The organism is Pleomorphomonas carboxyditropha, assembly GCF_002770725.1.
GTDB classification, from domain to species: domain Bacteria; phylum Pseudomonadota; class Alphaproteobacteria; order Rhizobiales; family Pleomorphomonadaceae; genus Pleomorphomonas; species Pleomorphomonas carboxyditropha.
The window spans coordinates 71,331-95,438 of the sequence record NZ_NQVN01000008.1 but is presented as its reverse complement, the minus strand read 5'-3'; the positions used below and the strand labels follow the sequence as shown (position 1 = coordinate 95,438).

Annotated in this window: 22 protein-coding genes; 13 read left to right on the top strand and 9 right to left on the bottom strand. The window is 67.6% G+C overall.

Annotation, left to right across the window (positions count from 1 at the left end; genetic code table 11):
- Window positions 1-33: 33 nt before the first annotated feature.
- Window positions 34-1,194: an ROK family protein gene (locus tag CJ014_RS13610; protein WP_100081029.1), complete on the bottom strand. Its 1,161-nt coding sequence runs from the start codon at window positions 1,192-1,194 to the stop codon at window positions 34-36.
- Window positions 1,195-1,495: 301 nt separating this feature from the next.
- Between CJ014_RS13610 and CJ014_RS13605 the strand changes: the two genes are divergently transcribed.
- The 5 genes from CJ014_RS13605 (at window position 1,496) to CJ014_RS13585 (ending at window position 7,118) form a co-directional block, all read left to right on the top strand.
- Window positions 1,496-2,833, top strand: a complete 1,338-nt coding sequence (locus CJ014_RS13605; RefSeq protein WP_100081028.1) for a GH1 family beta-glucosidase — start codon at window positions 1,496-1,498, stop codon at window positions 2,831-2,833.
- Between the two features lie 96 nt (window positions 2,834-2,929).
- Entirely contained in the window at window positions 2,930-4,156 is a 1,227-nt protein-coding gene (locus CJ014_RS13600) for an ABC transporter substrate-binding protein (RefSeq protein WP_100081027.1), read from the top strand.
- Window positions 4,157-4,231: 75 nt separating this feature from the next.
- Window positions 4,232-5,104 carry a carbohydrate ABC transporter permease gene (locus CJ014_RS13595; protein WP_100081026.1) on the top strand — a complete coding sequence of 291 codons (873 nt, stop codon included), beginning with the start codon at window positions 4,232-4,234 and terminating at the stop codon, window positions 5,102-5,104.
- Between the two features lie 71 nt (window positions 5,105-5,175).
- The gene (locus CJ014_RS13590) at window positions 5,176-6,018 is read left to right on the top strand and encodes a carbohydrate ABC transporter permease (protein ID WP_207765748.1); all 843 of its coding nucleotides are present in this window, start codon (window positions 5,176-5,178) and stop codon (window positions 6,016-6,018) included.
- 5 nt (window positions 6,019-6,023) lie between these two features.
- Entirely contained in the window at window positions 6,024-7,118 is a 1,095-nt protein-coding gene (locus CJ014_RS13585; protein WP_207765747.1) for an ABC transporter ATP-binding protein, read from the top strand.
- 5 nt (window positions 7,119-7,123) lie between these two features.
- Here CJ014_RS13585 and CJ014_RS13580 read toward each other — a convergent pair whose 3' ends face one another.
- On the bottom strand, window positions 7,124-7,714 hold the full coding sequence (locus tag CJ014_RS13580) for a TetR/AcrR family transcriptional regulator (RefSeq protein ID WP_100081023.1): 591 nt from the start codon (window positions 7,712-7,714) through the stop codon (window positions 7,124-7,126).
- Between the two features lie 136 nt (window positions 7,715-7,850).
- On the opposite strand from CJ014_RS13580, the gene CJ014_RS13575 reads away from it, so the two are divergent.
- From CJ014_RS13575 to CJ014_RS13555, 5 genes are all read left to right on the top strand, one after another.
- Window positions 7,851-8,822: an SDR family NAD(P)-dependent oxidoreductase gene (locus CJ014_RS13575; RefSeq protein WP_100081022.1), complete on the top strand. Its 972-nt coding sequence runs from the start codon at window positions 7,851-7,853 to the stop codon at window positions 8,820-8,822.
- Between the two features lie 183 nt (window positions 8,823-9,005).
- The gene (locus CJ014_RS13570) at window positions 9,006-10,751 is read left to right on the top strand and encodes an alkaline phosphatase (RefSeq protein ID WP_100081021.1); all 1,746 of its coding nucleotides are present in this window, start codon (window positions 9,006-9,008) and stop codon (window positions 10,749-10,751) included.
- An 80-nt stretch (window positions 10,752-10,831) separates the two neighbouring features.
- Window positions 10,832-11,287: a hypothetical protein gene (locus tag CJ014_RS13565; protein ID WP_100081020.1), complete on the top strand. Its 456-nt coding sequence runs from the start codon at window positions 10,832-10,834 to the stop codon at window positions 11,285-11,287.
- A gap of 2 nt (window positions 11,288-11,289) precedes the next feature.
- Window positions 11,290-11,976 (top strand): ABC transporter ATP-binding protein, encoded by a 687-nt coding sequence (locus CJ014_RS13560; protein ID WP_100081019.1) that lies wholly within the window; start codon window positions 11,290-11,292, stop codon window positions 11,974-11,976.
- Window positions 11,973-13,238 (top strand): ABC transporter permease, encoded by a 1,266-nt coding sequence (locus tag CJ014_RS13555; RefSeq protein ID WP_100081018.1) that lies wholly within the window; start codon window positions 11,973-11,975, stop codon window positions 13,236-13,238. The genes CJ014_RS13560 and CJ014_RS13555 overlap by 4 nt, the downstream gene beginning before the upstream one ends.
- Here CJ014_RS13555 and CJ014_RS13550 read toward each other — a convergent pair.
- The gene (locus CJ014_RS13550; RefSeq protein ID WP_100081017.1) at window positions 13,228-14,172 is read right to left on the bottom strand and encodes a quinone oxidoreductase family protein; all 945 of its coding nucleotides are present in this window, start codon (window positions 14,170-14,172) and stop codon (window positions 13,228-13,230) included. The two genes, CJ014_RS13555 and CJ014_RS13550, sit on opposite strands and share 11 nt — an antisense overlap.
- A 25-nt stretch (window positions 14,173-14,197) precedes the next feature.
- Complete coding sequence (locus CJ014_RS13545) at window positions 14,198-14,701, bottom strand: DUF4405 domain-containing protein (protein ID WP_100081016.1); 504 nt, start codon at window positions 14,699-14,701, stop codon at window positions 14,198-14,200.
- A 72-nt stretch (window positions 14,702-14,773) separates the two neighbouring features.
- On the opposite strand from CJ014_RS13545, the gene CJ014_RS13540 reads away from it, so the two are divergent.
- On the top strand, window positions 14,774-15,247 hold the full coding sequence (locus CJ014_RS13540; protein WP_245427318.1) for a MarR family winged helix-turn-helix transcriptional regulator: 474 nt from the start codon (window positions 14,774-14,776) through the stop codon (window positions 15,245-15,247).
- Between the two features lie 107 nt (window positions 15,248-15,354).
- Here CJ014_RS13540 and CJ014_RS13535 read toward each other — a convergent pair whose 3' ends face one another.
- Window positions 15,355-16,740, bottom strand: a complete 1,386-nt coding sequence (locus tag CJ014_RS13535; RefSeq protein WP_245427350.1) for an L-serine ammonia-lyase — start codon at window positions 16,738-16,740, stop codon at window positions 15,355-15,357.
- 123 nt (window positions 16,741-16,863) lie between these two features.
- Between CJ014_RS13535 and CJ014_RS13530 the strand changes: the two genes are divergently transcribed.
- Both CJ014_RS13530 and rnd read left to right on the top strand, forming a co-directional pair.
- Window positions 16,864-18,303: a cryptochrome/photolyase family protein gene (locus tag CJ014_RS13530; protein WP_245427316.1), complete on the top strand. Its 1,440-nt coding sequence runs from the start codon at window positions 16,864-16,866 to the stop codon at window positions 18,301-18,303.
- 75 nt (window positions 18,304-18,378) lie between these two features.
- A complete protein-coding gene (gene rnd, locus CJ014_RS13525; RefSeq protein ID WP_100081013.1) occupies window positions 18,379-19,527 on the top strand; it encodes a ribonuclease D in 1,149 nt (382 codons plus the stop codon).
- 86 nt (window positions 19,528-19,613) lie between these two features.
- On the opposite strand, the gene CJ014_RS13520 is transcribed toward rnd, so the two are convergent.
- The 4 genes from CJ014_RS13520 to CJ014_RS13505 all read right to left on the bottom strand — a co-directional run bounded on the left by CJ014_RS13520 (window position 19,614) and on the right by CJ014_RS13505 (window position 23,997).
- Window positions 19,614-19,907, bottom strand: coding sequence for a type II toxin-antitoxin system RelE/ParE family toxin (locus CJ014_RS13520; protein WP_100081012.1), 294 nt, complete (start codon window positions 19,905-19,907; stop codon window positions 19,614-19,616).
- On the bottom strand, window positions 19,895-20,167 hold the full coding sequence (locus CJ014_RS13515; RefSeq protein ID WP_100081011.1) for a CopG family ribbon-helix-helix protein: 273 nt from the start codon (window positions 20,165-20,167) through the stop codon (window positions 19,895-19,897). Before CJ014_RS13515 ends, CJ014_RS13520 begins: the two co-directional genes overlap by 13 nt.
- 118 nt (window positions 20,168-20,285) lie before the next feature.
- The gene (locus tag CJ014_RS13510; RefSeq protein ID WP_280952338.1) at window positions 20,286-21,848 is read right to left on the bottom strand and encodes a Ppx/GppA family phosphatase; all 1,563 of its coding nucleotides are present in this window, start codon (window positions 21,846-21,848) and stop codon (window positions 20,286-20,288) included.
- A complete protein-coding gene (locus tag CJ014_RS13505) occupies window positions 21,790-23,997 on the bottom strand; it encodes an RNA degradosome polyphosphate kinase (RefSeq protein WP_100081009.1) in 2,208 nt (735 codons plus the stop codon). The genes CJ014_RS13510 and CJ014_RS13505 overlap by 59 nt, the downstream gene beginning before the upstream one ends.
- Between the last annotated feature and the right edge of the window lie 111 nt (window positions 23,998-24,108).

Sequence of the window (24,108 nt, the reverse complement as noted above, 5' to 3'; positions counted from 1 at the left end):
CTAGTCCATTTCAATCCGGCCCGCCGGATCCGCTCACGACGGCAGCGAAAAGAAGCTGTCGATGGCGAGCGCCGCCGCGCCGCGCGCCCAGGCGTCGTCGTTCCAGAACTCGACGAACACCTCGGTGTTGCGCTGGAAGTTCTTTTCCTTGAGCGTCGCCACCAGCGGATCGAGCAGCGCCGGGCCGAACAGCACGCCCTCGCCGCCGATCACCATGGTCTCCGGATCGAACAGGCTGGCGAAGGTCGCCGCCGCCGCGCCGAGCCGGCGGCCGGCGGTATCGAGGATCTCGCGCGCCACCGGGTCGCCCTCCCCCGCCAGCGTCGCCAGGGCGGCGGGATCGATGCTACGATCGGATGGCCGGACGATGCCGTAGGCGTTGAGGATGGCCGGCAGCGAGGTGACCGCCTCGAGGCAGCCGAGCCGGCCGCATTCACAGCGCGGGCCATCCTCCACCACGGTGAGATGACCGATCTCGCCCGCCCCGCCGTAGCGGCCGCGCAGAAGCTGGCCGTCGACGATCATCGCCGCGCCGATGCCGCGGCCGAAGGAGAATACCGCCAGCGACGACGCCTGCCGGCCGGCGCCGAACAGGTGTTCGGCAAGCGCGAAGGCGTTGACGTCGTTGTCGACCCAGACGGGAACGCCGGCCAGGTCGGCGATCAGCGCGGCGATCGGCACGTCCTTCCAGCCGAACCGGTCGCAGCGCAAGCAGACGCCGCGCTCGGCGTCGTGCTGGCCGGGCATGGCAAGGCCGATGCCGATCAGCCGCTGTCTGTGTTCTCCGGACCGTTCGAGAAGGTCGGCGAGCGCATCGGCGGTCGCCCGCGCCACCGCTGCCGGCGAACGTGCGTCGACGTCGGCCGTCAGGGTGTCGATGACGTTGGTGCCGAGATCGACGAGCGTCGCCCGGAGGCTGCGCTCCATCAGCTTGACGCCCAGCGCCACGTGACCGGCGTAATTGAGATCGAGTCGCGTCATCCGGCGCCGGCCGCCATCAGCCACGGCGTCGAGCTCGGCGATCACCTGCTGCTCCAGGAGCTCGGACGACACGTAGGAAATCGCCGCCGGGCTGAGCCCGGTGGCCGCGGCGATGTCCGAGCGCGCCGTCGGGCCGTGGCGGCGCAAATGATTGAGCAGCAGCAACCGATTGAGAGTGCGCGAAGTGCTCTGGTTTCCCTTCAGCGAGGGCATGAAGACGCTTCCGTTACATGGAGCATTGGAACTCCGCTCGTTTCACTTATAGAAATGAAAGACGGCTGATTTCAACAGCCCGGTTGTTTCCTTGCGGCATCCACCTCGCCTTTTGGTGCCTTGCTCGGCAAGACAGCTACCAACAAAAATTAGGGGAATCGCGCCGTTTCCCGATGATCTTTTCCGTATAGGATCCCGATTGTCCAATAAATTTCGGAAGCCGAAATTATGTCACTTGACTCGCCTTATGTTTCATTTAATTAATTGAAGCAACATCCGGTCAGCAACGGCGGTCATCGGCATGCCTCGTTCCACGCGCGCCCAGTTTCCCGAGGATTTCCGGTGGGGCGTCTCCACCTCCGCTCTGCAGATCGAAGGTGGAACGGATGCCGATGGCCGTCGTCCATCGGTGTGGGACACGTTTGCCACCGAACCCGGCCATATCCGCAATGGCGATACGCCTGCCGTGGCTTGTGATCACTATCATCACTGGGAAGAAGACCTTGATCTCGTAAAGGCGCTCGGCGTCGGCGCCTACCGCTTTTCCGTGTCCTGGCCGCGCATCCTGCCGACGGGGACCGGCGCGGTGAACAAGGCCGGCCTCGCCTTCTACGATCGCCTGGTCGACGGGCTGCTGGAGCGCGGCATCGAGCCCTGGCTGACGCTCTATCACTGGGACCTGCCGCAACCGCTCGAGGATGCCGGCGGCTGGCCGCGCCGGGACACCGCCCTCGCCTTCGCCGGTTTCGCCGACGTGGTGTCCCGCCGGCTCGGCGATCGCGTCAAGCGCTGGATCACCCACAACGAACCGTGGTGCAGCACCGTCAAGGGCTATTATGAGGGCGAGTTCGCGCCCGGCAAGCGCGACCTCGCGGCGGCGATGCAGGCCACCCACCACGTTCTGCTGTCGCATGGGCTGGCCTTGCCGGTGCTCAGGGCCAATGTCGCCGACGCCCGCTGCGGCATCGCGCTCAGCCTGCATCCGATCCACACGGCGTCCGGCTCCGAGGCCGACCGGCTCGCCGCCATCCGCCACGACGGCCTGAGGAACCGCTGGTTCCTCGATCCGCTGCACGGCCGCGGCTATCCGGAGGATGTCCTACGCGCGCTCGGCGCCGCCGCGCCGACGGTCAGCGACGGCGACCTCGCGACCATCGCCGGCCGGACAGACTTCCTCGGCATCAACTATTATTTCCGCGAGATCGTCGCCGACGATCCCGAGGGCGGGCCGATGCGGTCGCGCGTCGTCGAGGCCGAGACCTCCGACGTCACCGGCTTCGGCTGGGAGGTCTATCCCGAAGGCCTGACCGAGCTGCTTTTGCGCGTCCAGCGCGACTACCGGCCGGGACCGATCGCCATCACCGAGAACGGCGCCACCTACCCCGACGAGATCGGCGCGGATGGCGCCATTCACGACGGGCGGCGCGCCGTCTACATCCACCGCCATATCGACGCGCTGCGCGTGGCGATGGACGGCGGCGTCGATCTCGCCGGCTATTTCGTCTGGAGCCTGCTCGACAACTTCGAATGGGCCGAAGGCTATTCCAAGCGGTTCGGCCTGGTTCACGTCGATTTCGCAACGCAGAAGCGGACCCTGAAGCAGAGCGGCCGCTGGTTCGCCGACTTTTTGAAGGGATGACCGGAAACGGAGGCGTTTCCCATCCCCGACGGATGGGCTGATGATATTGGAGGGACCCGAAGGGAGAGCATCGGGTCGGCATGAAGGAGGAGAGACATGTTCACGAAGCTTGGAGTGCTGGGCTCGGCGATGGCCCTTGCCCTGACGACGACCACGCCGGTGTTCGCCGGCACCGCCGAGGTCATTCACTGGTGGACCACCGGCGGCGAGGCGGCAGCGCTGAAGATCCTCGTCGACGCCTATGAGAAGACCGGCAACACTTGGAAGGACAATCCGGTGGCCGGCGGCGAGTCGGCGCGCATGGTGGCGCGCACGCGCATCCTCGGCGGCGACCCGCCGACCTCCATGCAGTGGCAGGTCGGCGCGCCGCTGATGGCGCTGGCCGAGGAAGGCCAGCTCAACGACATCGACGCGGTGGCCCAGGACTGGGACAAGCTGTTGCCCAAGGTGATCGCCGACAATGCCAAGTTCCAGGGCAAGTACGTCACCGCGCCGATCGACATTCACGGCCACAACTGGTTGTGGGGCAACCAGGCGGTGCTCGACGACGTCGGCATTGCCATGCCGAAGACCTGGGAAGAGCTGATCGCCTCCGCCGACAAGATCCGCGCCAAGGGCTATATCCCGCTGGCCCTCGGCGGCCAGTCCTGGCAGGAAATCTTCGTGTTCGAAAGCATCCTGATCGACGTCGGCGGCCGCGATTTCCTGACCAAGGTCACCTATGACCTCGACGACGCCGCGCTGCGCAGCCCGGAGATGCTGAAGGCCTTCGAGATCTTCGCCAAGGTGCGCGACCTCGTCGACCCCGGCAGCCCGAGCCGCGACTGGAACATCACCGGCGGCCTGTTGATCAACGGCAAGGCGGCCTACATGATCATGGGCGACTGGCTGAAGGGCGAGTTCGTGGCCGCCAACAAGGTGCCGGGCAAGGACATCGCCTGCGAGGTGTTCCCGGCCGGCGGCAAGACGCTGGTGTTCGGCACCGACGCCTTCGCCATGACCGCCGTCAAGGACGAGGCGACCCGCGACGCCCAGCTCGCCCTGGCCAAGACCATCATGGACCCGGTGGTGCAGAAGGAATTCAGCCTGCGCAAGGGCTCGATCCCGCCACGCCTCGACGTCGACAAGACCGGCTTCGACGCCTGCGCCCAGATCGCCATGGGCGAAGCGGCCGAGGGTCACCTGTTCCTCGTTCCGGACAACGTCGCCGACGCCACCGGCATCGGCGCCCTGGTCGACCAGATGACCACCTTCCTGCACAGCAAGATGACGCCGCAGGAAGGCGTGACGGCGATGGCCGACGCCGTGGCGGCGACCCGCTGACGGGATATCGACAAGATGCGCCGGCGGTTCCCCGCCGCCGGCGCACCTCCGATCCGTGAAGCGAAGGCTCCGAACATGCGCAGATTCCTCCAGCGGCACGTGTCGCAGGTCGCCCTATCGCCGTCGCTGGCGCTGATCGCGATCTTCCTCTACGGCTTCATCGCCTACACGGCGGCCGTCTCCACCACCAACAGCAAGGCCTTCCCCCGCTTCGACAATTTCGTCGGCCTCGAGCAATACTGGCGACTGTTCCATACCCCGCGCTGGCACGTCGCCTTCACCAACATGTTCCTGTTCGGCGGGCTGTTCCTGCTGATCACCATCTTGCTCGGGCTTTTGATCGCCATCCTGATCGACCAGCGCATCCGCGCCGAGAGCTTCTTCCGGTCGATCGTCATGTATCCGATGGCCATGTCCTTCGTGGTGACCGGCATCATCTGGCAGTGGCTGCTCAATCCCACCCTCGGTATCGAGGTGATGGTGCATCAGCTCGGTTTCACGAGCTTCCGCCTCGACTGGCTGACCAACCCGGATACCGTCATCTGGGCGCTGGTGGTCGCCGCCTTCTGGCAGGGCTGCGGCCTCGTCATGGCGCTGTTCCTCGCCGGCCTGCGCGGCATCGACGAGGACATCTGGAAGGCGGCGGCGGTCGACGGCATTCCCGCCTGGCGGGTCTACGTGTTCATCGTCATCCCGATGCTGGCGCCGGTGTTCCTCACCGTCGTGGTGCTCTTGTCGCTGTCGATCGTCCGCGCCTTCGACCTGGTGGTGGCGCTGACCAACGGCGGCCCCGGCGTATCGTCCGACCTGCCCTCGGTATTCATGTTCGACATGGCCTTCCGCCGCACCAACCTCGGCCTGTCGGCCGCCTCGGCGGTGGTGATGCTCGGCACCGTGCTGGCGATCCTGATCCCCTATCTCTACGTCGAAACGAGGGAGCGCGCCTGATGCCGGCCCCGACAGACGCAACGCCCCGGCCCGCGCGGTCCGGCTGGCTGACGCCCCGGCGGAGCAAGGCCATGCTGAAGCGGGCCGTGCTCTACCTGCTGCTCGCCGTGGTCGCCTTTTTCTTCGCCGGCCCGCTCTACATCCTGCTCAGCACGTCGTTCAAGACGATGCCGGAGATACAGGCGGGCGGGCTGATGGCGCTGCCGCACGAGCCGACGGTCCAGCCGTGGGTCACCGCCTGGGGCGAAGCCTGCATCGGCATCACCTGCGGCGGCCTCAAGGGCTATTTCGGCAACTCGATGGTGATGGCCATCCCCGCCGTGCTGATCTCGGTGATGATCGGCGCCATCAACGGCTATGCGCTGGCCAAATGGCCGTTCCCCGGCGCCCGCTTCGTGTTCGCCGCGCTGGTTGCCGGCAACTTCGTGCCGTTCCAGGTGGTGCTGGCGCCGGTGTCGGTGACGCTGCGCACGCTCGGCCTGTTCGGCTCGGTGGAAGGGCTGATCCTGATCCACGTGATCTACGGCATACCCATCACCACCATGCTGTTCCGCAATTTCTTCCTGTCGGTGCCCAACGACCTGATCAAGGCGGCGCGCATCGACGGCGCCGGCTTCTTCTGGATCTTCTTCCGCATCGTGCTGCCGCTGTCGCCGTCGGTGATCGTGGTGGCGCTGATCCTGCAGTTCACCGGCATCTGGAACGACTTCCTGTTCGCCGTTTCCTTCTCCAATCCGTCGAGCGCGCCGATGACCGTCGCCCTCAACAACCTGGTCAACTCCAACTTCGGGGTGAAGGAATACAACGTCCACATGGCGGCGACGGTGATCGCCGCCGCCCCCACCCTCATCCTCTACATCCTGCTGGGCCGCTACTTCCTGCGCGGCATGACCGCCGGGGCCGTCAAGGGTTGACCGTCATGATCGACATCCGGATTTCCAACTGCAACAAGAACTACGGCTCGCTGCGGGTGCTGAAGGACATCAACCTCGAGATCGAGCGCGGCGAGTTCATCGTGCTGTTGGGGCCGTCGGGCTGCGGCAAGTCGACGCTGTTGCATATCGTCGCCGGCCTCGACCGGCTGACCTCGGGAGCGATCGAGATCGGCGGCCGCGACGTCACCGACGTCGAGCCCAAGGACCGCGACATCGCCATGGTGTTCCAGTCCTACGCGCTCTATCCGACCATGAGCGTGCGCAGTAACATGGAGTTCGGCCTCCGGATGCGCGGCAAGCCGATGGCGGAGATCCGGCCCTTGGTCGAGGAAAAGGCGCGCATGCTGCACATCGACCACCTGCTCGACCGGCGGCCGTCGCAACTGTCCGGCGGCCAGCGGCAGCGCGTCGCCATCGGCCGGGCGCTGGTGCGCGATCCACGCGTGTTCCTGTTCGACGAGCCGCTTTCCAACCTTGACGCCAAGCTGCGCGCCAGCATGCGCACCGAGATCAAGAAGCTGCACCAGTCGCTGGGTACGACGGCGATCTACGTCACCCACGACCAATTAGAGGCGATGACGCTCGCCAGCCGCATGGTGGTGATGAAGGCCGGCGAGATCCAGCAGGTCGGCAAGCCGGAGGAGGTCTACCACCGGCCGGTCAACCTGTTCGTCGCCGACTTCCTCGGCAACCCCGGCATGAACTTCATGCGCGGGCATATCCGCCTCGATGGCGGCCACATCTCGGCCGACATCGGCGCCGCGATCCTGCCGCTCGACGGCTACGCCTTCGAGGCGGCGCCGGCCGACGGACAGGCCGTGGTGGTCGGTCTGCGCCCCGAATCCATCCAGCCGATCTCCGGCCTGACGTCGGGCGGCGGCGCCTTTACGCTGACGCTCAGGCCGACGCTGATCGAGCACACCGGCTCGGACAATCTCGTGGTGCTGGCCATGGGCGATGAGGAGATCGTCGGCAAGTTTCCCACCGACATGCTGCCGAAGCTCGGGGAGCCGGTCACGGTCGGCTTCGATCTCGGCCGCCTGTCGCTGTTCGATGCCGAAAGCGAGCGGCGAATTTAGCTCGATCAGCGCGGCCGCTTCGCCTGCAACCCGGCAATCATAATGTCGATGAGGGCGTGGGCGGCGGCTTCCTCGTCGTCGCGGCCGCCGCCGTACTGGACCATGCCGCCCAGGGCCCGCAGCAAATCGAGCGGTTCGATATCGACGGCGATTTCGCCTGCCGAGACGGCATTCTTCACCAGGAAGTCGATCGTCCGCTTGGTCTCGGCGCCGGACGCGGCGTAGAGCGACGACTTGCCGTCGGCGAGCGAATCCAAAAGCTCCATCATGCCGTGCTTGACGGACATGTAATTGAAGAACAGGCGCATCCATTCCCTGAGCGCCTCGACCGGCGGCCGGCTGGCGGCAAGCTCGGAAGCGGCCCGCACCAACTGGTCGCTCTCGTTGCGATAGACCGCCTCGATCAGCGCGTCGCGCGTCGGAAAATGGCGGTAGAGCGTGCCGATGCCGACTCCCGCCGTCCGCGCGACTTCCTCGAGGCTGGCGGCGCCTCCCCTCTCCGCGAAGACCGCCTTGGCGGCGTCGAGCAGCCGGGCGCGATTGCGCGCGGCATCGGCGCGCGGCTTGCGGGTCGGCTTTCCGGCATTGTCGATCACGTCCGCGTGAACCTCTTGATAAACGGAGGGCACCTCCGTATTTCAAAGCGGAGACATCCTCCTTTTATTCCGAAACCGGCCGGCCGGCAATGGCTCGCCCGGCGCGGCGGGATGATCTCGGCACAGGGAGACAGACATGACCACATCCTTCGGCGCGACCTCGACCACCGACGACGTGCTCGCCGGCATCGATCTTTCCGGCAAGCGCATCCTCGTCACCGGCGTATCGGCCGGCCTCGGCGTGGAGACGGCGCGGGCCCTCGTGGCCCATGGCGCCTCGGTCGTCGGCGCGGCGCGCGATCTCGGGAAGGCCGAGGCGGCGACGGCGCCGGTGCGCGCCGCCGCGGCCGGCGGCAACGGCGCCTTCGATCTCATCGAGCTCGACCTCGCCTCGTTCGCCAGCATTCGCGCGGCCGCCGACCGGCTCGTCGCCGATAACAGGCCGTTCGACGTCGTCATCGCCAACGCCGGCGTCATGGCGGCGCCGTTCGGTCGCACGGCCGACGGCTTCGAGACGCAGTTCGGCACCAACCACCTCGGCCATTTCCTGTTCGTCAACCGGATCGCCGGGCTGATCGCGCCGGGCGGTCGCCTCGTCGTCCTCTCCTCGTCCGGTCATCGCTTCGCCGATGTCGATCTCGACGATCCGAACTTCGAGCGCACGCCCTACGATCCCTGGATCGCCTATGGCCATTCGAAGACCGCCAACGCCCTGTTCGCCGTGGAGTTCGACCGCCGGCACCGGGCGCGCGGCATCCGGGCGGCCGCGGTGCATCCGGGCGGCATCAATACCGAACTCGGCCGGCATGTCGGCGCCGACGCGCTCAAGGCGATGATCGAACGCATCAACGCCGAACTCGCCGCCGCCGGCAAGCCGCCCTATAGCTGGAAGACTGTTCCGCAGGGCGCGGCGACGTCGGTCTGGGCCGGCGTGGTCGCCGACGCCGACGAGGTGGGCGGCCGCTATTGCGAGAACTGCCATGTTTCGGAGGTCACCGACGGGGTGATCAACCCGGTCGCCGAAGGCGTTCGCTCCTACGCGCTCGATCCCGATCGCGCCCGGGCGCTGTGGGCGAAAAGCGAGGAACTGGTCGGCGAGCAGTTCTGACCAAGGCGCCGCCGGTCGGACGGATCTTCGATCGGCGGCTAACCTTCTCGATGAATTACAAATATTTTCAGCCGCTTACATGTCACATGGCCTTCATGCGACTGTCACGCCCGCGTCATACCCCCTGCCTACCAAGGAACGCGCGCTCTTTTCGACGCGATCCATTCTTCAAGGGGCAGGATTATGCGCACTCTTCTTCTGGCACTCGCCGCCAGCACAGCCTTGATCGGCACGGCCGGCGCCGCCACCGTCTATCCGCTCGACCGGGCGACCATCCTCGCCGGCTCTCCCTTCGACTTCAAGGTGGAGTTCGACGGCCAGGTAAAGGCCGAGGACGTCAAGATCGTCGTCAACGGCGGCGACTACAAGGCCGCGCTCGGCAGCGAAGTGGAGTTCGTCGCTTCCGAAAAAGGCAAGGACGACGCGGCCCTCGGCTCGGCCGTGCTGCTGCGCGGCGTCAAGATCGACAAGGCCGGCGCCTACACGGTGGAAGTTTCGGCCGGCGACGAGAAGAAGTCGGTCACCTGGGACGTCTATGCCACCGGCGAGGCTCCCAAGGCCAAGAACATCATCTTCCTGCTCGGCGACGGCCTCTCCGTCTCCCACCGCACGGCCGCCCGGCTGATGTCCAAGGGCATGACCGAAGGCAAGGCCAACGGCCGTCTCGCCATGGACGACCTTGACCACATGGCCTTCATCGGCACCTCGTCGACCGGCTCCATCGCCACCGACAGCGCCAACACCATGTCGGCCTACATGACCGGCCACAAGTCGGCCGTGAACGCCCTCGGCGTCTATGCCGACCGCACGCCGGATTCCTTCGACGACCCGAAGGTCGAGACCTTCGCCGAGGCGCTGCGCCGCACCACCAAGAAGTCGGTCGGCGTCATCTCCACCGCCGAGCTCGAGGACGCCACGCCGGCCGCCGTCGTCTCCCATACCCGCAAGCGCGCCGACAAGCCCGAGATCGTCGACATGTTCTGGAACGTCAAGCCGGAAGTCGTACTCGGCGGCGGCTCGGCCTATTTCCTGTCGAAGGACGTGCCCGGCTCCAAGCGCAAGGACGACAAGGACTACATCAAGCTGTTCCAGGAGGCCGGCTACAAGCTGGCCACCGACAAGACCGAGCTCGAAGCCGCCGCCAGCGCCGACAAGATCCTCGGCCTGTTCCACACCGGCAACATGGATTATGCGCTCGATCGCCTGCAGCTCAAGAAGGGCACCGTCGACAAGTTCCCGAACCAGCCGGGCCTCGTCGAAATGACCAAGGTCGCCCTCGACAGCTTGTCGAAGAACCCCGAGGGCTTCTTCCTGATGGTCGAAGGCGCCTCGATCGACAAGGCCAGCCATCCGCTCGACTGGGATCGCGCCGTGTACGACACCATCGAGTTCGACCAGGCGATCGCCGTTGCCCGCGAGTTCCAGGCCAACAATCCCGACACGCTGGTCGTCGTCACCGGCGACCACACCCATGGCGTCTCCATCATCGGCACCATCGATGACGACAAGCCGGGCACCGACATGCGCGAGAAGGTCGGCACCTACGATGCGGCCGGCTTCCCGAACTACCAGGATGCCGACGGCGACGGCTATCCGGACCGGGTGGACGTTTCCCGCCGCCTCGCCATCTTCGCCAACAACGGTCCCGACCACTACGAGACCTTCCGGCCGAAGCTGGACGGCCCGTTCGAGCCGGCCGTCAAGACCCAGGACGGCATCTACGTCGCCAACGAGGCCTACAAGGACGTGCCGGGCGCCGTCTTCGTCGAAGGCAACATCCCCCGCGACGGCGATACCGGCGTGCACGCCGTCGATGACGTGGTGCTGCAGGCCGCCGGCCCCGGCGCCGAGGAGTTCAAGGGCTACATGGAGCAGAGCGACGTCTACCGCGTGCTCGCCGACACCTTCGCCATCGGCGTGAAGCAGTAAGCATCCCGCGACGACCATCGCGGGCCGGACGGTCGACGGCCGTCCGGCCCGCACCCCTTTTCCCGCATGCGGAGACTTCCATGGCTCGGACGACAGCCCTTGCGGTCAGCCGCCGGACGTTTCTCGCCGGGCTCGCCGCCCTCTCCTGCACCGGCGTCGTGCGGGCCGGCGATACCCTGACCTTCGACGAGCTCTACGGCAAGGTATCCGTCCTCGGCCTCGCCTTCTCCGACAAGGTGAAGGCGCTCGACGGCAAGACGGTGTCGATGCGCGGCTTCATGGCGCCGCCGCTCAAGGCGGAGGCGAAGTTCTTCGTGCTCACCGAGATCCCGATGGCGCTCTGCCCGTTCTGCTCGTCGGACGCCGACTGGCCCAGCAACATCGTCGTCGTCTACATCGACGAGAAAACCACCTTCGTGCCGCCGTCGAAGCTGATCGAGGTGACCGGCACGCTGGAGGTCGGCTCCTGGACCGATCCGGAAACCGGATTCGTCAGCCTGCTGCGCCTCGTCCATTCCTCCTTCGAGACGGTGTGACCATGCTGCCGCTTGCCCTTTCCGGCCTCGCCATTTCCTTTGCCGGCCTTGCCGAACCGGTGCTCACCATCGATCGCCTGACGCTGCCGGCCGGCGGCCGGCTCGCCGTCACCGGCGCTTCCGGCTCGGGCAAGAGCACCTTCGTCAACCTCGTCTCCGGCCTCGAACGGCCCGACAGCGGCGTCATCCGCTGGCAGGACACCGACATCACGACGCTGTCGGAAAGCCGCCGCGACCGCTGGCGGGCGGCGAACGTCGGCCTGGTCATGCAGGATTTTCACCTGTTCGCCGGCCTTGCCGCCGTCGACAACGTGCTGCTGCCGGCCCGCCTCGCCCACGCCGCCACCGCCGAGGTGAAGGCGCGCGCCCTCGCGCTTCTGTCCCGCGTCGGTCTCCCGCGGCCGGGCCAGTCGGTCGAGACCATGTCGCGCGGCGAGATGCAGCGCGTCGCCGTGGCGCGCGCCCTGCTGCGCCGCCCCGGCGTCATCATCGCCGACGAGCCGACCGCCAGCCTCGACGCCGAGGCCGGCGCCGAGGTCGGCCGGCTGCTCATCGAGCTCGCCGAGCAGGAGGGCGCCACGCTGATCGTCATCAGCCATGACGAGCGGCTGACCGAACGGCTCGACCGGCGCATCCGGCTCGCCGCCGGCCGCATCGTCGCCGACACCGCCCCGGAGGCCTCGTCATGATCCGCTTCGTTCTCGCCGACCTCCGCCGCCTGTGGGCCGTCTCGCTGGTCATCGTGCTGCTGGTGGCGCTCGCCACCGCCCTCGGCGTGGCCGTCACGCTGCAGGAACGGGCGTTGCGCCTCGGCTCGGCGCGGGCCGCCGACAAGTTCGACCTGATCGTCGGCGCGCCGGGCTCGGAAACGCAGCTCGTGCTGTCCTCGGTGTTCCTGCAGCCGGCGGCCCTGCCGCTGATGCCCGGCGAGGTGCTGACCAAGCTCGCCGCCGACCCGCGCGTCGCCTGGGCGGCGCCGATCGGCTTCGGCGACAATTTCCAGGGATTTCCCATTGTCGGCACCACCACGGCGCTGGTGTCGGGCACCACCGCCGGCTTCACGGAAGGCCGCATGTTCGCCCTCGAGGGCGAGGCGGTGGTCGGCTCCGGCGTCGACCTGCCGCTCGGCGCCGAGGTGAAGCCGATGCACGGCGCCGCCGGCGAAGGCGGCGAGACGCACGCCGACAGCACCTACACCGTGGTCGGCAAGGTCCAGCCGACCGGCACCGCCTGGGACCGGGCGATCCTCGTTCCGATCCAGGCGGTCTGGCACATCCACGGCCTCGGCGAGGAGCACGAAGACGAGGCGCATGAGGCCGAGGAGCATCACGACGAAGCCGGCGAGGAGGAGCATCACCACCACGGCCGCATCGACGCCGACGCGCCGCTCGTCGAGGACTTCGACCATGACGTGCCGGGCCTGCCGGCCGTGCTGGTCAAGCCGAAGACCATCGCCGACGCCTACAAGCTCAGGCAGGAATATCGCGCCGACGGCGCGACGCGCGCCATCTTCCCAGCCGAGGTGCTGACCTCGCTTTACGCGACGCTCGGCGACGCCCGCACCGTGCTGATGTATGTCGCCTATGGCGCGCAGGCGCTGGTGGCGGCGGCGCTGATGCTGATCGCCGTCATCCACGTCGCCCAGCGGCGCAGGCAGATCGGCGCCCTCAGGGCCTTCGGCGCGCCGCGCCTTGCGGTGTTCGGCATCGTCTGGCTGGAATTGCTGCTGCTGGTGGCGATCGGCGTCGGCGCCGGCTTCGGCGTCGGCTACGGCGCTGCCGAGTTCATGGCCGGCCTGTTCACCGCGCAAAGCGGCGTCCGCCTGCCGGTGGAATTCACGGCCGCCGACGGCGTGCTGGCCGTCACCTTCCTGATCGTCGCGGCGCTGATGGCGGCGCTGCCGGCCGCTCTCGCCTACCGCCAGTCGCCGGTCGAGGCACTCAGGGGGTGAATACGACGCGACGGCCGTCGTCGGGCGTCTCCCACGTCCGCTCGACGGCCGACAGCGGCACCGGCCGCACGGCAACGGTCAAGCCGACCGGCACGGCCGTGCGCAGCAAGGTGCCGGCCGCCGCTATCAACCGGTCGAAGGGCACCGAACCGACGCCGCTTCCCATCAGCTCGATCGCCGAGGCGCGCAGCACGGCGCTCGGCAGGGCGATCGTCTCCCCGCTCACCGAACCGACCTCGACGAAGCGGAGCGGCACGGCGTCGCGGCCGGCCTTGGCGGCGGCGATCAGCAGCCGCTCGGCGCTGATGCCCCAGAGATAGTCGATCACCACGTCGACGCCCTCGGCAAACACCTGCATGAACCGCCGTTCCAGCGCGTCGGCGTCGCTGCCGATAACGATGGCATCGTCAGCGCCGACCTCGGCCAAGGTGGCGGCGTTGCGGCCGGTGGCGATCACCCGGCCGGCGCCGAGATGCCTTGCGATCTTCGCCGCCAGACGGCCGGCGGCGCCGGTGGCGCCGTTGACCAGCACCGTCTCGCCCGGCTTCAGCCCGGCCCGTTCGGTCAGCGCGACCCAGGACGACATGCCGGGATTGGCGATCGCCGCGGCCACGACGCCGTCAAGGCCGTCCGGCAGGTCGATGCAGTGGTCCGCCCGCACCAGCGTCTGCTCGGCCAACGCGCCGTGCGGCGCCTCCGGCAGGACAAAGTAGACGCGCCGGCCGTCGTCGGTAAGGCCGACGCCGTCAATGCCGGGCACCAGGGGAAAGGCACCCGACGAGCTGTAGTGGCGGCCGGCGGCGCGGGCGCGAGTGACCGGACTGAGCGCGGCGGCGATAACGGTGACGCGGATCAGCCTGTCGGCCGGCTGCGGCTCGGCGAAATCGCCGTAGACGGGCGTCGCTCCGGGGGCGCGGACGATGGCGGCTTTCATGGCGGCTTCTCCTGCCGGTCGGGATTCAGTCGAGAAAGAAGACGGTCGCCAGCAAGCGGTTCTCGTCGACGCCGCTTCTGAGAGCGATATCGCGGATGCTGTCGCCGCCATCGGCGGCGATGCCCTGGCCGGCGAGGCGATCGATCAGCGTGTCCGGCGCGTTGCGCGTCACCGCCGCCAACGCGGCGATCGGGGCCTCCACCAGCGCCGCCTCGATCGGCCGCTTGATCTGCGGGCCGGTGATTTGCCCCCAGGAAAACAGCGCGGCGATCGTCAGCGCCGCGCCGGCGGCGATGCCCATCCGGCCCCAGAGGGATTTGAGGTGGTTGCGAAACGATCGAACGTTCAGGACGACGTGGCCGCCGGCGCCGATCAGAAAGATCCAGGAGAACCATTGATGGGCCACGGCGACGAGGCCGACGTCGATCTCGAAGAACATCAGGATGCCGGTCACCGCCATCAGCAGGAAGGCGCCGATGACGAGCGGCGTCGCCCAGCGGCGCAGGGGAAAGGCAGCGGCGCCGATCATGGCATTCCTTTCGTCGCCAGTTATGTGTATAATGCGCATATATCCGGCTTCGGAGAGGCAGTCAAGAAAAGAGTGCAAAATACACCCAATTCCGAGCAGCTACGGCGGCTGCATGTCGCCCTGCTCGACATCATCAGCACCATGAACCGGCCGCAGCGCGACGAGGCGCTGATCCGCGAAGCGGCCATTCCGCTCGACCGAGCGCTGTTCCCGCTTCTGGTCGGCATCGAGCGCTTCGGGCCGATCGGCGTCGTCGATCTCGCCGACCGGGCCGGCCGCGACTACACCACCGTCAGCCGGCAGGTGGCCAAGCTCGAAAGCCTCGGGCTGGTGACGCGCCGCGCCAGCGCCGCCGACCGGCGGGTCCGCGAGGCGGTGGTGACGGAAAAAGGCAAGGCGACCACCGATCTCCTCGACGCGGCGCGCGAGCGCATCGGCAGGACGATCTTCGAGAGCTGGGAGGCGGAGGAATTCGACGAGCTTGTACGGCTGATGCGCAAGTTCGCTGACACCATTGCCGGTGGACCATCCATCGCCGAGTCTTGACCGCCCCGACGTCGCGCCCGCCGTCTTTCGCGTTCCCGGAGCGCGACACCGCGCGCGGCGTTGCCGCCCTCCTTCGGCGAGGCGGCCGGTCAAAGTCCCCGGCAGGATCAGCAGGCCGTGACGTTGACGGCGAGGCCGCCGAGCGAGGTTTCCTTGTATTTCGACTGCATGTCGAGGCCGGTCTGGCGCATGGTCTCGAGCGCCGCGTCGAGGCTGACGACGTGGCGACCGTCGCCGTTGAGCGCCAGCGAAGCGGCATTGATCGCCTTGATGGCGCCGAAGGCGTTGCGCTCGATGCAGGGGATCTGCACGAGGCCGCCGACCGGATCGCAGGTCATGCCGAGGTGATGCTCGATGGCGATCTCGGCGGCGTTCTCCACCTGGGCCGGGCTGCCGCCGAGGGCGGCGCACAGGCCGGCCGCCGCCATGGCCGCCGCCGATCCCACCTCGCCCTGGCAGCCGACCTCGGCGCCGGAGATCGACGCGTTGCGCTTGATGAGGCCGCCGATCGCCGCCGCCGTCAGCAGGAAGCAGCGGATGCCGTCGCGCTCGCCGCCACAGAAATCGCGATAATAGCGCAGAACGGCCGGCACCACGCCGGCGGCGCCATTGGTCGGCGCGGTGACGATGCGGCCGCCGGCGGCGTTCTCCTCGTTGACGGCGATGGCAAAGCAGGAGACGTAGTCCATCACCACCATCGGCGAGCGGTCGTTGCCGGCCTCGCGGGCCCGGATACGCTCATGAAGCTGGCGCGCCCGCCGGCGCACGCCGAGACCGCCGGCAAGCTCGCCGTCGCGTTCGAGGCCCCGGTCGATGCAGGCGAACATGGCCTCGGCGATATGGTCGACGGCGGCAAGGCAGTCCTCGCCCGGCTTGCGGGCCCGCTCGTTGCCGAGGGCGATGTCGGCGAACGAGCAGCCGGTGGCGGCCGAAAGAGCCAGCAATTCGGCGGCGGTGCCATAGCGCCAGGGCAACACGGCCTTTCCCGCATCTGTCTCCATCTCGCCCTCGCGCAGCACGAAGCCGCCGCCGATCGAGTACCAGACTTCGGCGTGAAGCTCCGCGCCGGTCGCGTCGTGGGCGGCAAACCGCATGGCGTTGGGATGGCGCTCGAAGCTGGCGACGCAATCGAAGACGATGTCGCGGTCGGGATCGAAGGCGATGGATCGGCCGCCCGGAAGCGGCAGGCATCGCGCCGCGACGATGCCGGCCAGCCGGTCGTCGGCGAGATCGGGGTCGATGTCGTCGGGACGGCAGCCGGCGAGGCCGAGGATCAGCGCCTTGTCGGTGGCGTGCCCCTTGCCCGTCCAGGCGAGCGAGCCGAAGGCGGTCGCCGTCAGGCGGGCGACCTCGGAAAGCCTCGGCTGCAGATGCTGCCGAAAAGCGAAGGCGGCGCGCATCGGCCCGACGGTGTGCGAGGACGACGGACCTATGCCGATCTTGAACAGCTCGCCGAAGGCGGCCGGCTGACGATCGTCGGCGGCAGCCGGCAGGATGTCGGATGGCGAGAGCAAGGCCGGCGGTCTCCTCCGTTCAGCACCTTGCGGTGCCCGGAAATTCCACGCCATATGGAATGGTTTGCCGCCGGCTGGCAAGAGCGACCAAAAGGAAGCGACGTGAGGCAGGACGAAACCACCGCCGGCCCGGCAATCGTCTGGTTCCGCGACGATTTGCGATTGGCCGACCATCCGGCGCTCGAGGCGGCCAACGCGTCGGGCCGGCCGGTGCTCTGCCTGTTCGTGCTGGAACAAGGCACCGAGCGGCGGCCGTCCGGCGCCGCCGCCCGCTGGTGGCTCGACAAGAGCTTGGCCGCCCTCGATGGCAATCTGCGGCAATTGGGCGGCCGGTTGACAGTCAGGCGGGGCGACCCTCGCCATATCCTGCCGGAGCTTGCGGCGAGCACCCGTGCCGCCGAACTGCATTTCAACCGCCGTTACGATCGCGACGGCCGGGAGATCGACGAAACGGTCGCGGCCGAGCTGCGCCGGCTTGGAACGACAGTCGCCGATCATCCCGGCTGGCTGCTGTTCGAGCCGGGCACGCTCCGGACGAAGACCGGCACGCCGTTCCGCGTCTTCACACCATTCTGGAAGGCCCACCGGCCGCATCTCGCCCCGCGAGCCCGGCTTTATCGCCGGCCCGAGGCCATGTCCTTCTTCGGGGACAGGATCGCTTCCGAACCGCTCGCTTCCTTGGGCCTGCACCCGACGCATCCCGATTGGTCGGGCGGCCTCGCGGAAAGCTGGGCGCCGGGCGAAGCCGGCGCCAAGGCGCGGCTCCTCGCCTTCCTCGACACCGGTCTGCCTCGTTATGCCGGCGAGCGCGACTTTCCCGCCGCCGACGCCTCGTCCTCGCTGTCGCCGCATCTGCGGTTCGGCGAGATCGCCGTGGCGCGCGTCGTCCACGAGGTGATGAAGGCGGAAGCCGCCGGCTCGGTGCCGGTCGAGGCGGCGGAAAAGTTCCTCGCCGAAATCGGCTGGCGGGAATTCGCCTGGCATCTGCTGTCGAGCTTTCCCGACCTTGCGACGCGCAACTTTCAAACTGGCTTCGAGCATTTTGCCTGGCGGACGGACGCCACGGACTTCCGGGCCTGGTCGACCGGCCGCACCGGCTACCCGATCGTCGATGCCGGCATGCGCCAACTCTGGCAAACCGGCTTCATGCACAACCGCCTGCGGATGATCGCCGCTTCCTTCCTCGTCAAGCATCTCTTGATCGACTGGCGGCAGGGCGAGCAATGGTTCTGGGACACGCTGGTCGACGCCGATGCCGCCTCCAACCCGTTCGGCTGGCAGTGGGTGGCGGGAACCGGCGCCGATGCCGCGCCATATTTCCGGGTTTTCAATCCCGTGGCGCAGGGCGAAAAATTCGATCCCGATGGCGCCTACGTCCGCCGCTTCGTACCGGAGGTCGCCGGCCTGCCCAACCGCTTCCTTCATCGGCCGTGGGAGGCGCCGCCGCTGCTGCGTCCGCCGTCCGCCATCTACCCGTCGCCGATCGTCGATCATGAAGAGGGACGAAAGCGCGCCCTCGCCGCCTTTGCGGAGCGTCGATAAACCGTCGTGGATCGGTTGCATTTCGTAAGGCGGGGCGGGCGACAAAGCGTTTTGCCTGCGCTATAGACGGTGCTCATGTCGATGATCACCACCACTTCCGCGCTGGCCGACGCCTGCGCTCACCTCGCCCGTTTCGACTTCGTCACCGTCGATACCGAATTTCTCCGGGAAAGCACGTTCTGGCCGAAGCTGTGCGTCGTGCAGCTCGCCAGTCCCGACGAGGTGTTCGTGGTCGACGCGCTGGCGCCCGGCCTCGACCTTGCGCCCTTCTTCGAGCTGATGGGCAATCCGGCGGTGCTGAAGGTGTTCCACGCCGCCCGACAGGACATCGAGATCGTCTGGCATCTCGGCGGCTTCGTGCCGGCGCCGTTGTTCGACACCCAGGTGGCGGCGATGGTCTGCGGCTTCGGCGATTCCATCTCCTACGACCAGTTGGTGGCGCGGGTGACCGGCGTCGTGCTCGACAAGTCGAACCGCTTCACCGACTGGTCGCGCCGGCCGCTCAGCCAGAGCCAGGTCGACTACGCCGAGGCCGACGTCACCCATCTCCGCGACGTCTATCGCCATCTCAGGGACAGCCTCGCCAAGGCCGGCCGCGCCGACTGGGTGGCCGAGGAAATGCGCGTGCTGACCTCCGAGGATACCTATCGCACCGATCCCGACGAGGCGTGGCAGCGGCTCAAGATGCGCGTCAAGAAGCCGCGCGAGCTGATCATCCTGAAGGAAGTCGCCGCCTGGCGCGAGCGCGAGGCGCAGGGCCGCGACGTGCCGCGTTCGCGCGTCATCAAGGACGACTGCATCTACGAGGTCGCCACGCAGGCGCCGACGACGCCCGAGGCGCTCGGCCAGCTCCGCACCATTCCGAAGGGCTGGGAACGCTCCCGCTCCGGCGAGGAAATCCTCGCCGCCGTGCGCCGCGCCCTCGAAACGCCCAAGGAGGATTGGCCGAAGCTGCCGCGCCATCGCCAGCTTCCCGAGGGGACGGGTGCCGCCGTCGACCTGATGAAGGTGCTGCTCAAGCTGGTGTCCGAGGCCGAGGGCGTCGCCGCCAAGGTGATCGCCACCACCGACGACCTCGAGGATATCGCCGTCTCCGACGAGGCCGACGTTCCGGCGATGCGCGGCTGGCGGCGGGAGATGTTCGGCGAGCAGGCGCTCAAGCTGAAGCGCGGCCGGCTGGCCATCACCTTCGACGGCAAGAAGATCATCGCCATCGAGCGGTGAAGAAATACAAGGCTTCAAACGGCCCGGCGGAGCTTCAACTCAACAAGATAGGGATATTTCCGTGTTTCCATGAAACGCGGAAATATCTAGTAGCCAGCTTCTCTTTGATGGCGGAAGGCCAGGATATACACCGCGTCGTCGGCCGGTTCATGGCGATAGAGCGCGACGTAGCCGGACTCTCCAAACGCGATCACCAGTTCGCGCAGATCCGGCAGATCGGGAAGCGGCCGGCCCATGTCCGGCATCCGTTCCAGGAGCAGGAATTGCCGCTCGATGGCCTGTCCTGCCCGCCTGGCCACTTCAGGCGCTTTGGCAGCCAACAACCGGCGGCAGCGCTCCAAACCCGCGGCCCCGCCTTCCGTGACGATTACCCGTGGCATTCCGGCACCGTCTTCTCGTCATCGGTGCCCCAAGTGTTCAGCCAAGCGCGGACTTCCTCGCCGGTCAGATGCCGGCCCGTCTCCCGATAAGCCTCCCAGGACGCCAAGGCTTCCTGCCTGAAGCTTTCACGGGCCTCCTCGCGCTGCACATACTGCTCGATCGCTTCGAGCATGATCCAGTGCGCGGAGCGCCGACGCCGGTCGGCAAGCTGCTGGACGCGGCTTTTCAGACCGTCGCCGATCTTGAGGGATGTTGCCATGGCGCGCCTCTTATCACCGGGTAATACCTGGTGATAGTGTAGCCCGTCCCGGCCGTTCCGTCCATTGCCGCCGCGCTTTGGCAGAACCGGCCCGGTGTGCCGCGGAAATCGCCTCCCCCTACCCCGCGACGCGGATCACGCCGTCCTTGAGGCCGCCGACCTTGGCGAGCTGAACGAGACGCTTCAGGAGACGGTCGCCGGCGAGATCGCCGAGATCGCCCGGAAGGTTGAGGACCAGCCGGTCGCCGTCGATCGACAGTCCGGTGCGCGGCAGTACGTCCGGCATGGACGCCGTGACGAGATAGGCGACGCGCAGCACGGCGCCCAATGTCCGGGCGCGTTCCTTGAGGCGGGTCGAGGCCAGCTCGCGGATGCGCGGGGATACCGCGTCGTCGACAAGGCCGACGTGCCGGTAGAAGACGGCGAGCGCCAGGTAGGCGCGTCCCGGATGATCGATGCCGACGAAGGAGGCGTTGGAGAGGATGCCGAGGCTCTGCTCGCCGCGATAGTCGGGATGGGCGCGCCAGCCGATGTCGGAGACGAGGCAGGCCGCCGCGCGCAGGCGCTTCTCGTCCTCGGTCTCCTCGATGCCGAGCAGCGAGAAGGCCGCTTCCGACCAGGCGACCAGTTCCTTGGCATGGCGCGGCGAGCGCGAGCGCACCCAGTTGAGTTCCGACGCCGCCTCGAGCAGCGGGTCCTTGGTGCGCTCGTCGCCGGAGAGGCGCTCGTAGAGATAGCCCTCGCGGACACCCAGGGCGGAAATCACCACATGCGACGGGCGGATCGCCCGGATCACCTGCTCCAGCACCAGGGCGCCGTAAGGAAGCAAACCGCGGCGGGAGCGCGAGACCACCTCGATCTGGTCGATGCTGTCGGGATCGCGGCGGGCGACGACCCGGGCGAATTCCAGCGCCTCCTCGGCCCGGATCGAGTAGTTGTGCATCACGTGCAGCGGGTAGCCGGTCTCGTACATGTGGAGAAGGGCCAGCGAGCGCCAGGTGCCGCCCACCGCGAAGAACGGCAGTCCGGCGCAAGGCATCTGCACGATGGCCGGTTCCAGCGCGTCGGCCACGATCTTCTCGGCCTTGCGGATGGAGCCCTCCGAGGCTTCCAGCAGGCGGATGCCGCCGAGCGGATAGGTGCGGCCGGTGCCGACCATGTCGTTCTCGATGCGGATGAGCTCCAGGCTGCCGCCGCCGAGATCGCCGACGATGCCCGCCGGCCTGTTCATGCCGGACATGACGCCGAGCGCCGAAAGCCGCGCTTCGTCGGTACCCGACAGGAGATTGACCTCGACGCCGCAGATCTCCTTGACGGCCGCCAGGAATTCCGGGCCGTTGGCCGCGTCGCGGGCGGCGGCGGTGGCCAGGATGTAGAGCTCCACCGAGCCGCTCTGCTCGGCCAGGAGCTTGAAGCGGCGGATGGCGCCGAGCGCCTGGTTCACCGAGTCCCGGTTCATCCGGCCGGTTGCGGCCAGTCCCTTGCCGAGGCCGGCGAGCATCTTTTCGTTGAACAGCATGGTCGGCGCCCGCGACAGGCGCTCGTAGACGACGAGGCGGACGGAGTTGGAGCCGATGTCGATGACCGATACCGGGCCGTAGCCCGGCAGCCGGCCGGGGGCTTCACACCGGCAGGTGCTTTTCGTGCCGTCCGGCAATAGACTTGGGTGCGTCTTTTTCAAGCGAGTGTCCACGTCCCGATAGAGATGGATGGGTCATGAAGTAGCGGTGCGCGTTGAAAGGCTCCTCGCCCGGCTCCGGCACGATGCGTTCGTGGCCTCCGTCGGGCAGCAGGCGCCAGCTCTGCTGGTTGTCGCGGAGGTTAGCCACCATGATCTGGTCGACGGTCTGGGCGTGCACGGTCTCCGTGGTCAGGGGCACCAGCACCTCGACGCGGCGGTCGAGGTTGCGCGGCATCATGTCGGCGGAGCCGATGTAGACCGTGGCGCGCGGGTTGGGCAACGACTGGCCGTTGCCGAAACAGAAGATGCGGCTGTGCTCGAGGAAGCGGCCGACGATCGACTTCACCCGGATGTTGTCGGAGAAGCCGGGGATCTGCGGCCGCAGGCAGCAGATGCCGCGCACCACCAGATCGATCGACACGCCCGCCTGGCTCGCCTCGTAGAGCGCGTCGATGATGTCGGCATCGACCAGCGAATTCATCTTCATCCAGATCTGGCCGGGGCGGCCGGCCCTGACGTGCTCGATCTCCCGGCCGATGCAGTCGATGATGGTCTTCCTCAGCGTCAGCGGGCTCATGGCCAGCGCATTGAGCGACTGCGGCTCGGCATAGCCGGTGATGAAGTTGAAGATGCGCGCCACGTCCTGGGCGATGGTCTTGTTGGCCGTGAAATAGCTGAGGTCGGTGTAGATCCGGGCGGTGATCGGGTGATAGTTGCCGGTGCCGAGATGGCAGTAGGAGGTAAGCTGCTGCCCCTCGCGGCGCACCACCAGCGACATCTTGGCGTGGGTCTTCAGCTCGAAGAAGCCGAACACCACCTGCACGCCGGCCCGCTCGAGGTCGCGCGCCCAGCGGATGTTGGCTTCTTCGTCGAAGCGGGCCTTGAGCTCGACCAGCGCCGTCACCGACTTGCCGGCGTCGGCCGCCTCGATCAGCGCGCGGACGATCGGGCTGTCGTTGGACGTGCGGTAGAGCGTCTGCTTGATGGCGACCACCTCCGGGTCGGCCGCCGCCTGCCGCAGGAACTGCACCACCACGTCGAACGACTCGTAGGGATGGTGAACGATCAGGTCCTTCTGGCGAATGGCCGCGAAGGCGTCGCCGGCATGCTCGCGGATGCGCTCGGGGTAGCGCGGTGCGTAAGGCTCGAACTTCAGATCGGGCCGGTCGAGGCCGACGAGCTGGCCGAGGTCGTTGAGGGCGAGCAGTTCGTCGAGAAGCTGCACCTCGTCGGGCATGCAGCCGACCGACTCGGTGACCAGTTGACGCAGCGCCACCGGCGTCGAGCGCTCGAACTCGGCGCGGATGACCAGGCCCTTGCGGCGACGCTTCAGCGCGCTTTCGAACAGGCGAACCAGATCCTCGGCTTCTTCCTCCACTTCGAGATCACTGTCGCGCAGGATGCGGAAGCTGCCCTGGCCGCGCACCGTGTAGCCGGGGAACAGGCGGCCGATGAACATGGTCACCACCTGCTCCAGCAGGATGAAGCGCGTCGTCCCGGAATGGGCGCCGTCGTCGGGCAGGCGGACGAAACGATCGATCTTGGCGGCCATGCGGATGAGCGCCACCATGCTCTCGTTGCCGCGCACCCTGACGAGGTCGAGGACGATCGAGAAGCCGAGATTGGGAATGAAGGGGAACGGATGGGCCGGATCGACGGCCAGCGGCGTCAGCACCGGGAAGATCGACGACAGGAAATAATCCTCGAGCCAGACCTCGTCGCCCGCCTTGAGCTTGCCCGGCTCGACGAGAATGATGCCGGCCTTCTCGATCTCGGTGCGCAGGTTGCGCCAGCGCGCCTGCTGGGAATCGGCCAGCCGGGCGGCGGCTTCGGAGATCACCGCCATCTGTTCGGCGGGCGTCAGGCCGTCGTCGGAGCGGGTGGTCACGCGCTCGCGCACCTGCCCCTTGATGCCGGCGAAGCGCACCATGAAGAATTCGTCGAGATTGCTCGCCGAGATCGACAGGAAGCGCAGCCGCTCCAGCAGGGGATGGTTGGCGTTCTCCGATTCCTCGAGGACGCGGCGATTGAAGCCCAGCCAGGAGATCTCGCGATTCACGAACCGTTCGGGCGATTCCATGGTCATCGCCGGCGCGGGCCCGGTCTCTGCCTCCATCGTCTCGCTCACGGCTGCATCCGTCTCGCTCATCTCCACGACCTCGGGTTCGCGGGGCTGGTGGGCCCAGGCTCCAGGCAGGACCGGCCGCTTGCGGTCAGTCTAGCTTACGGACCAAATCCATGCACCAGCTATGTGACAGTT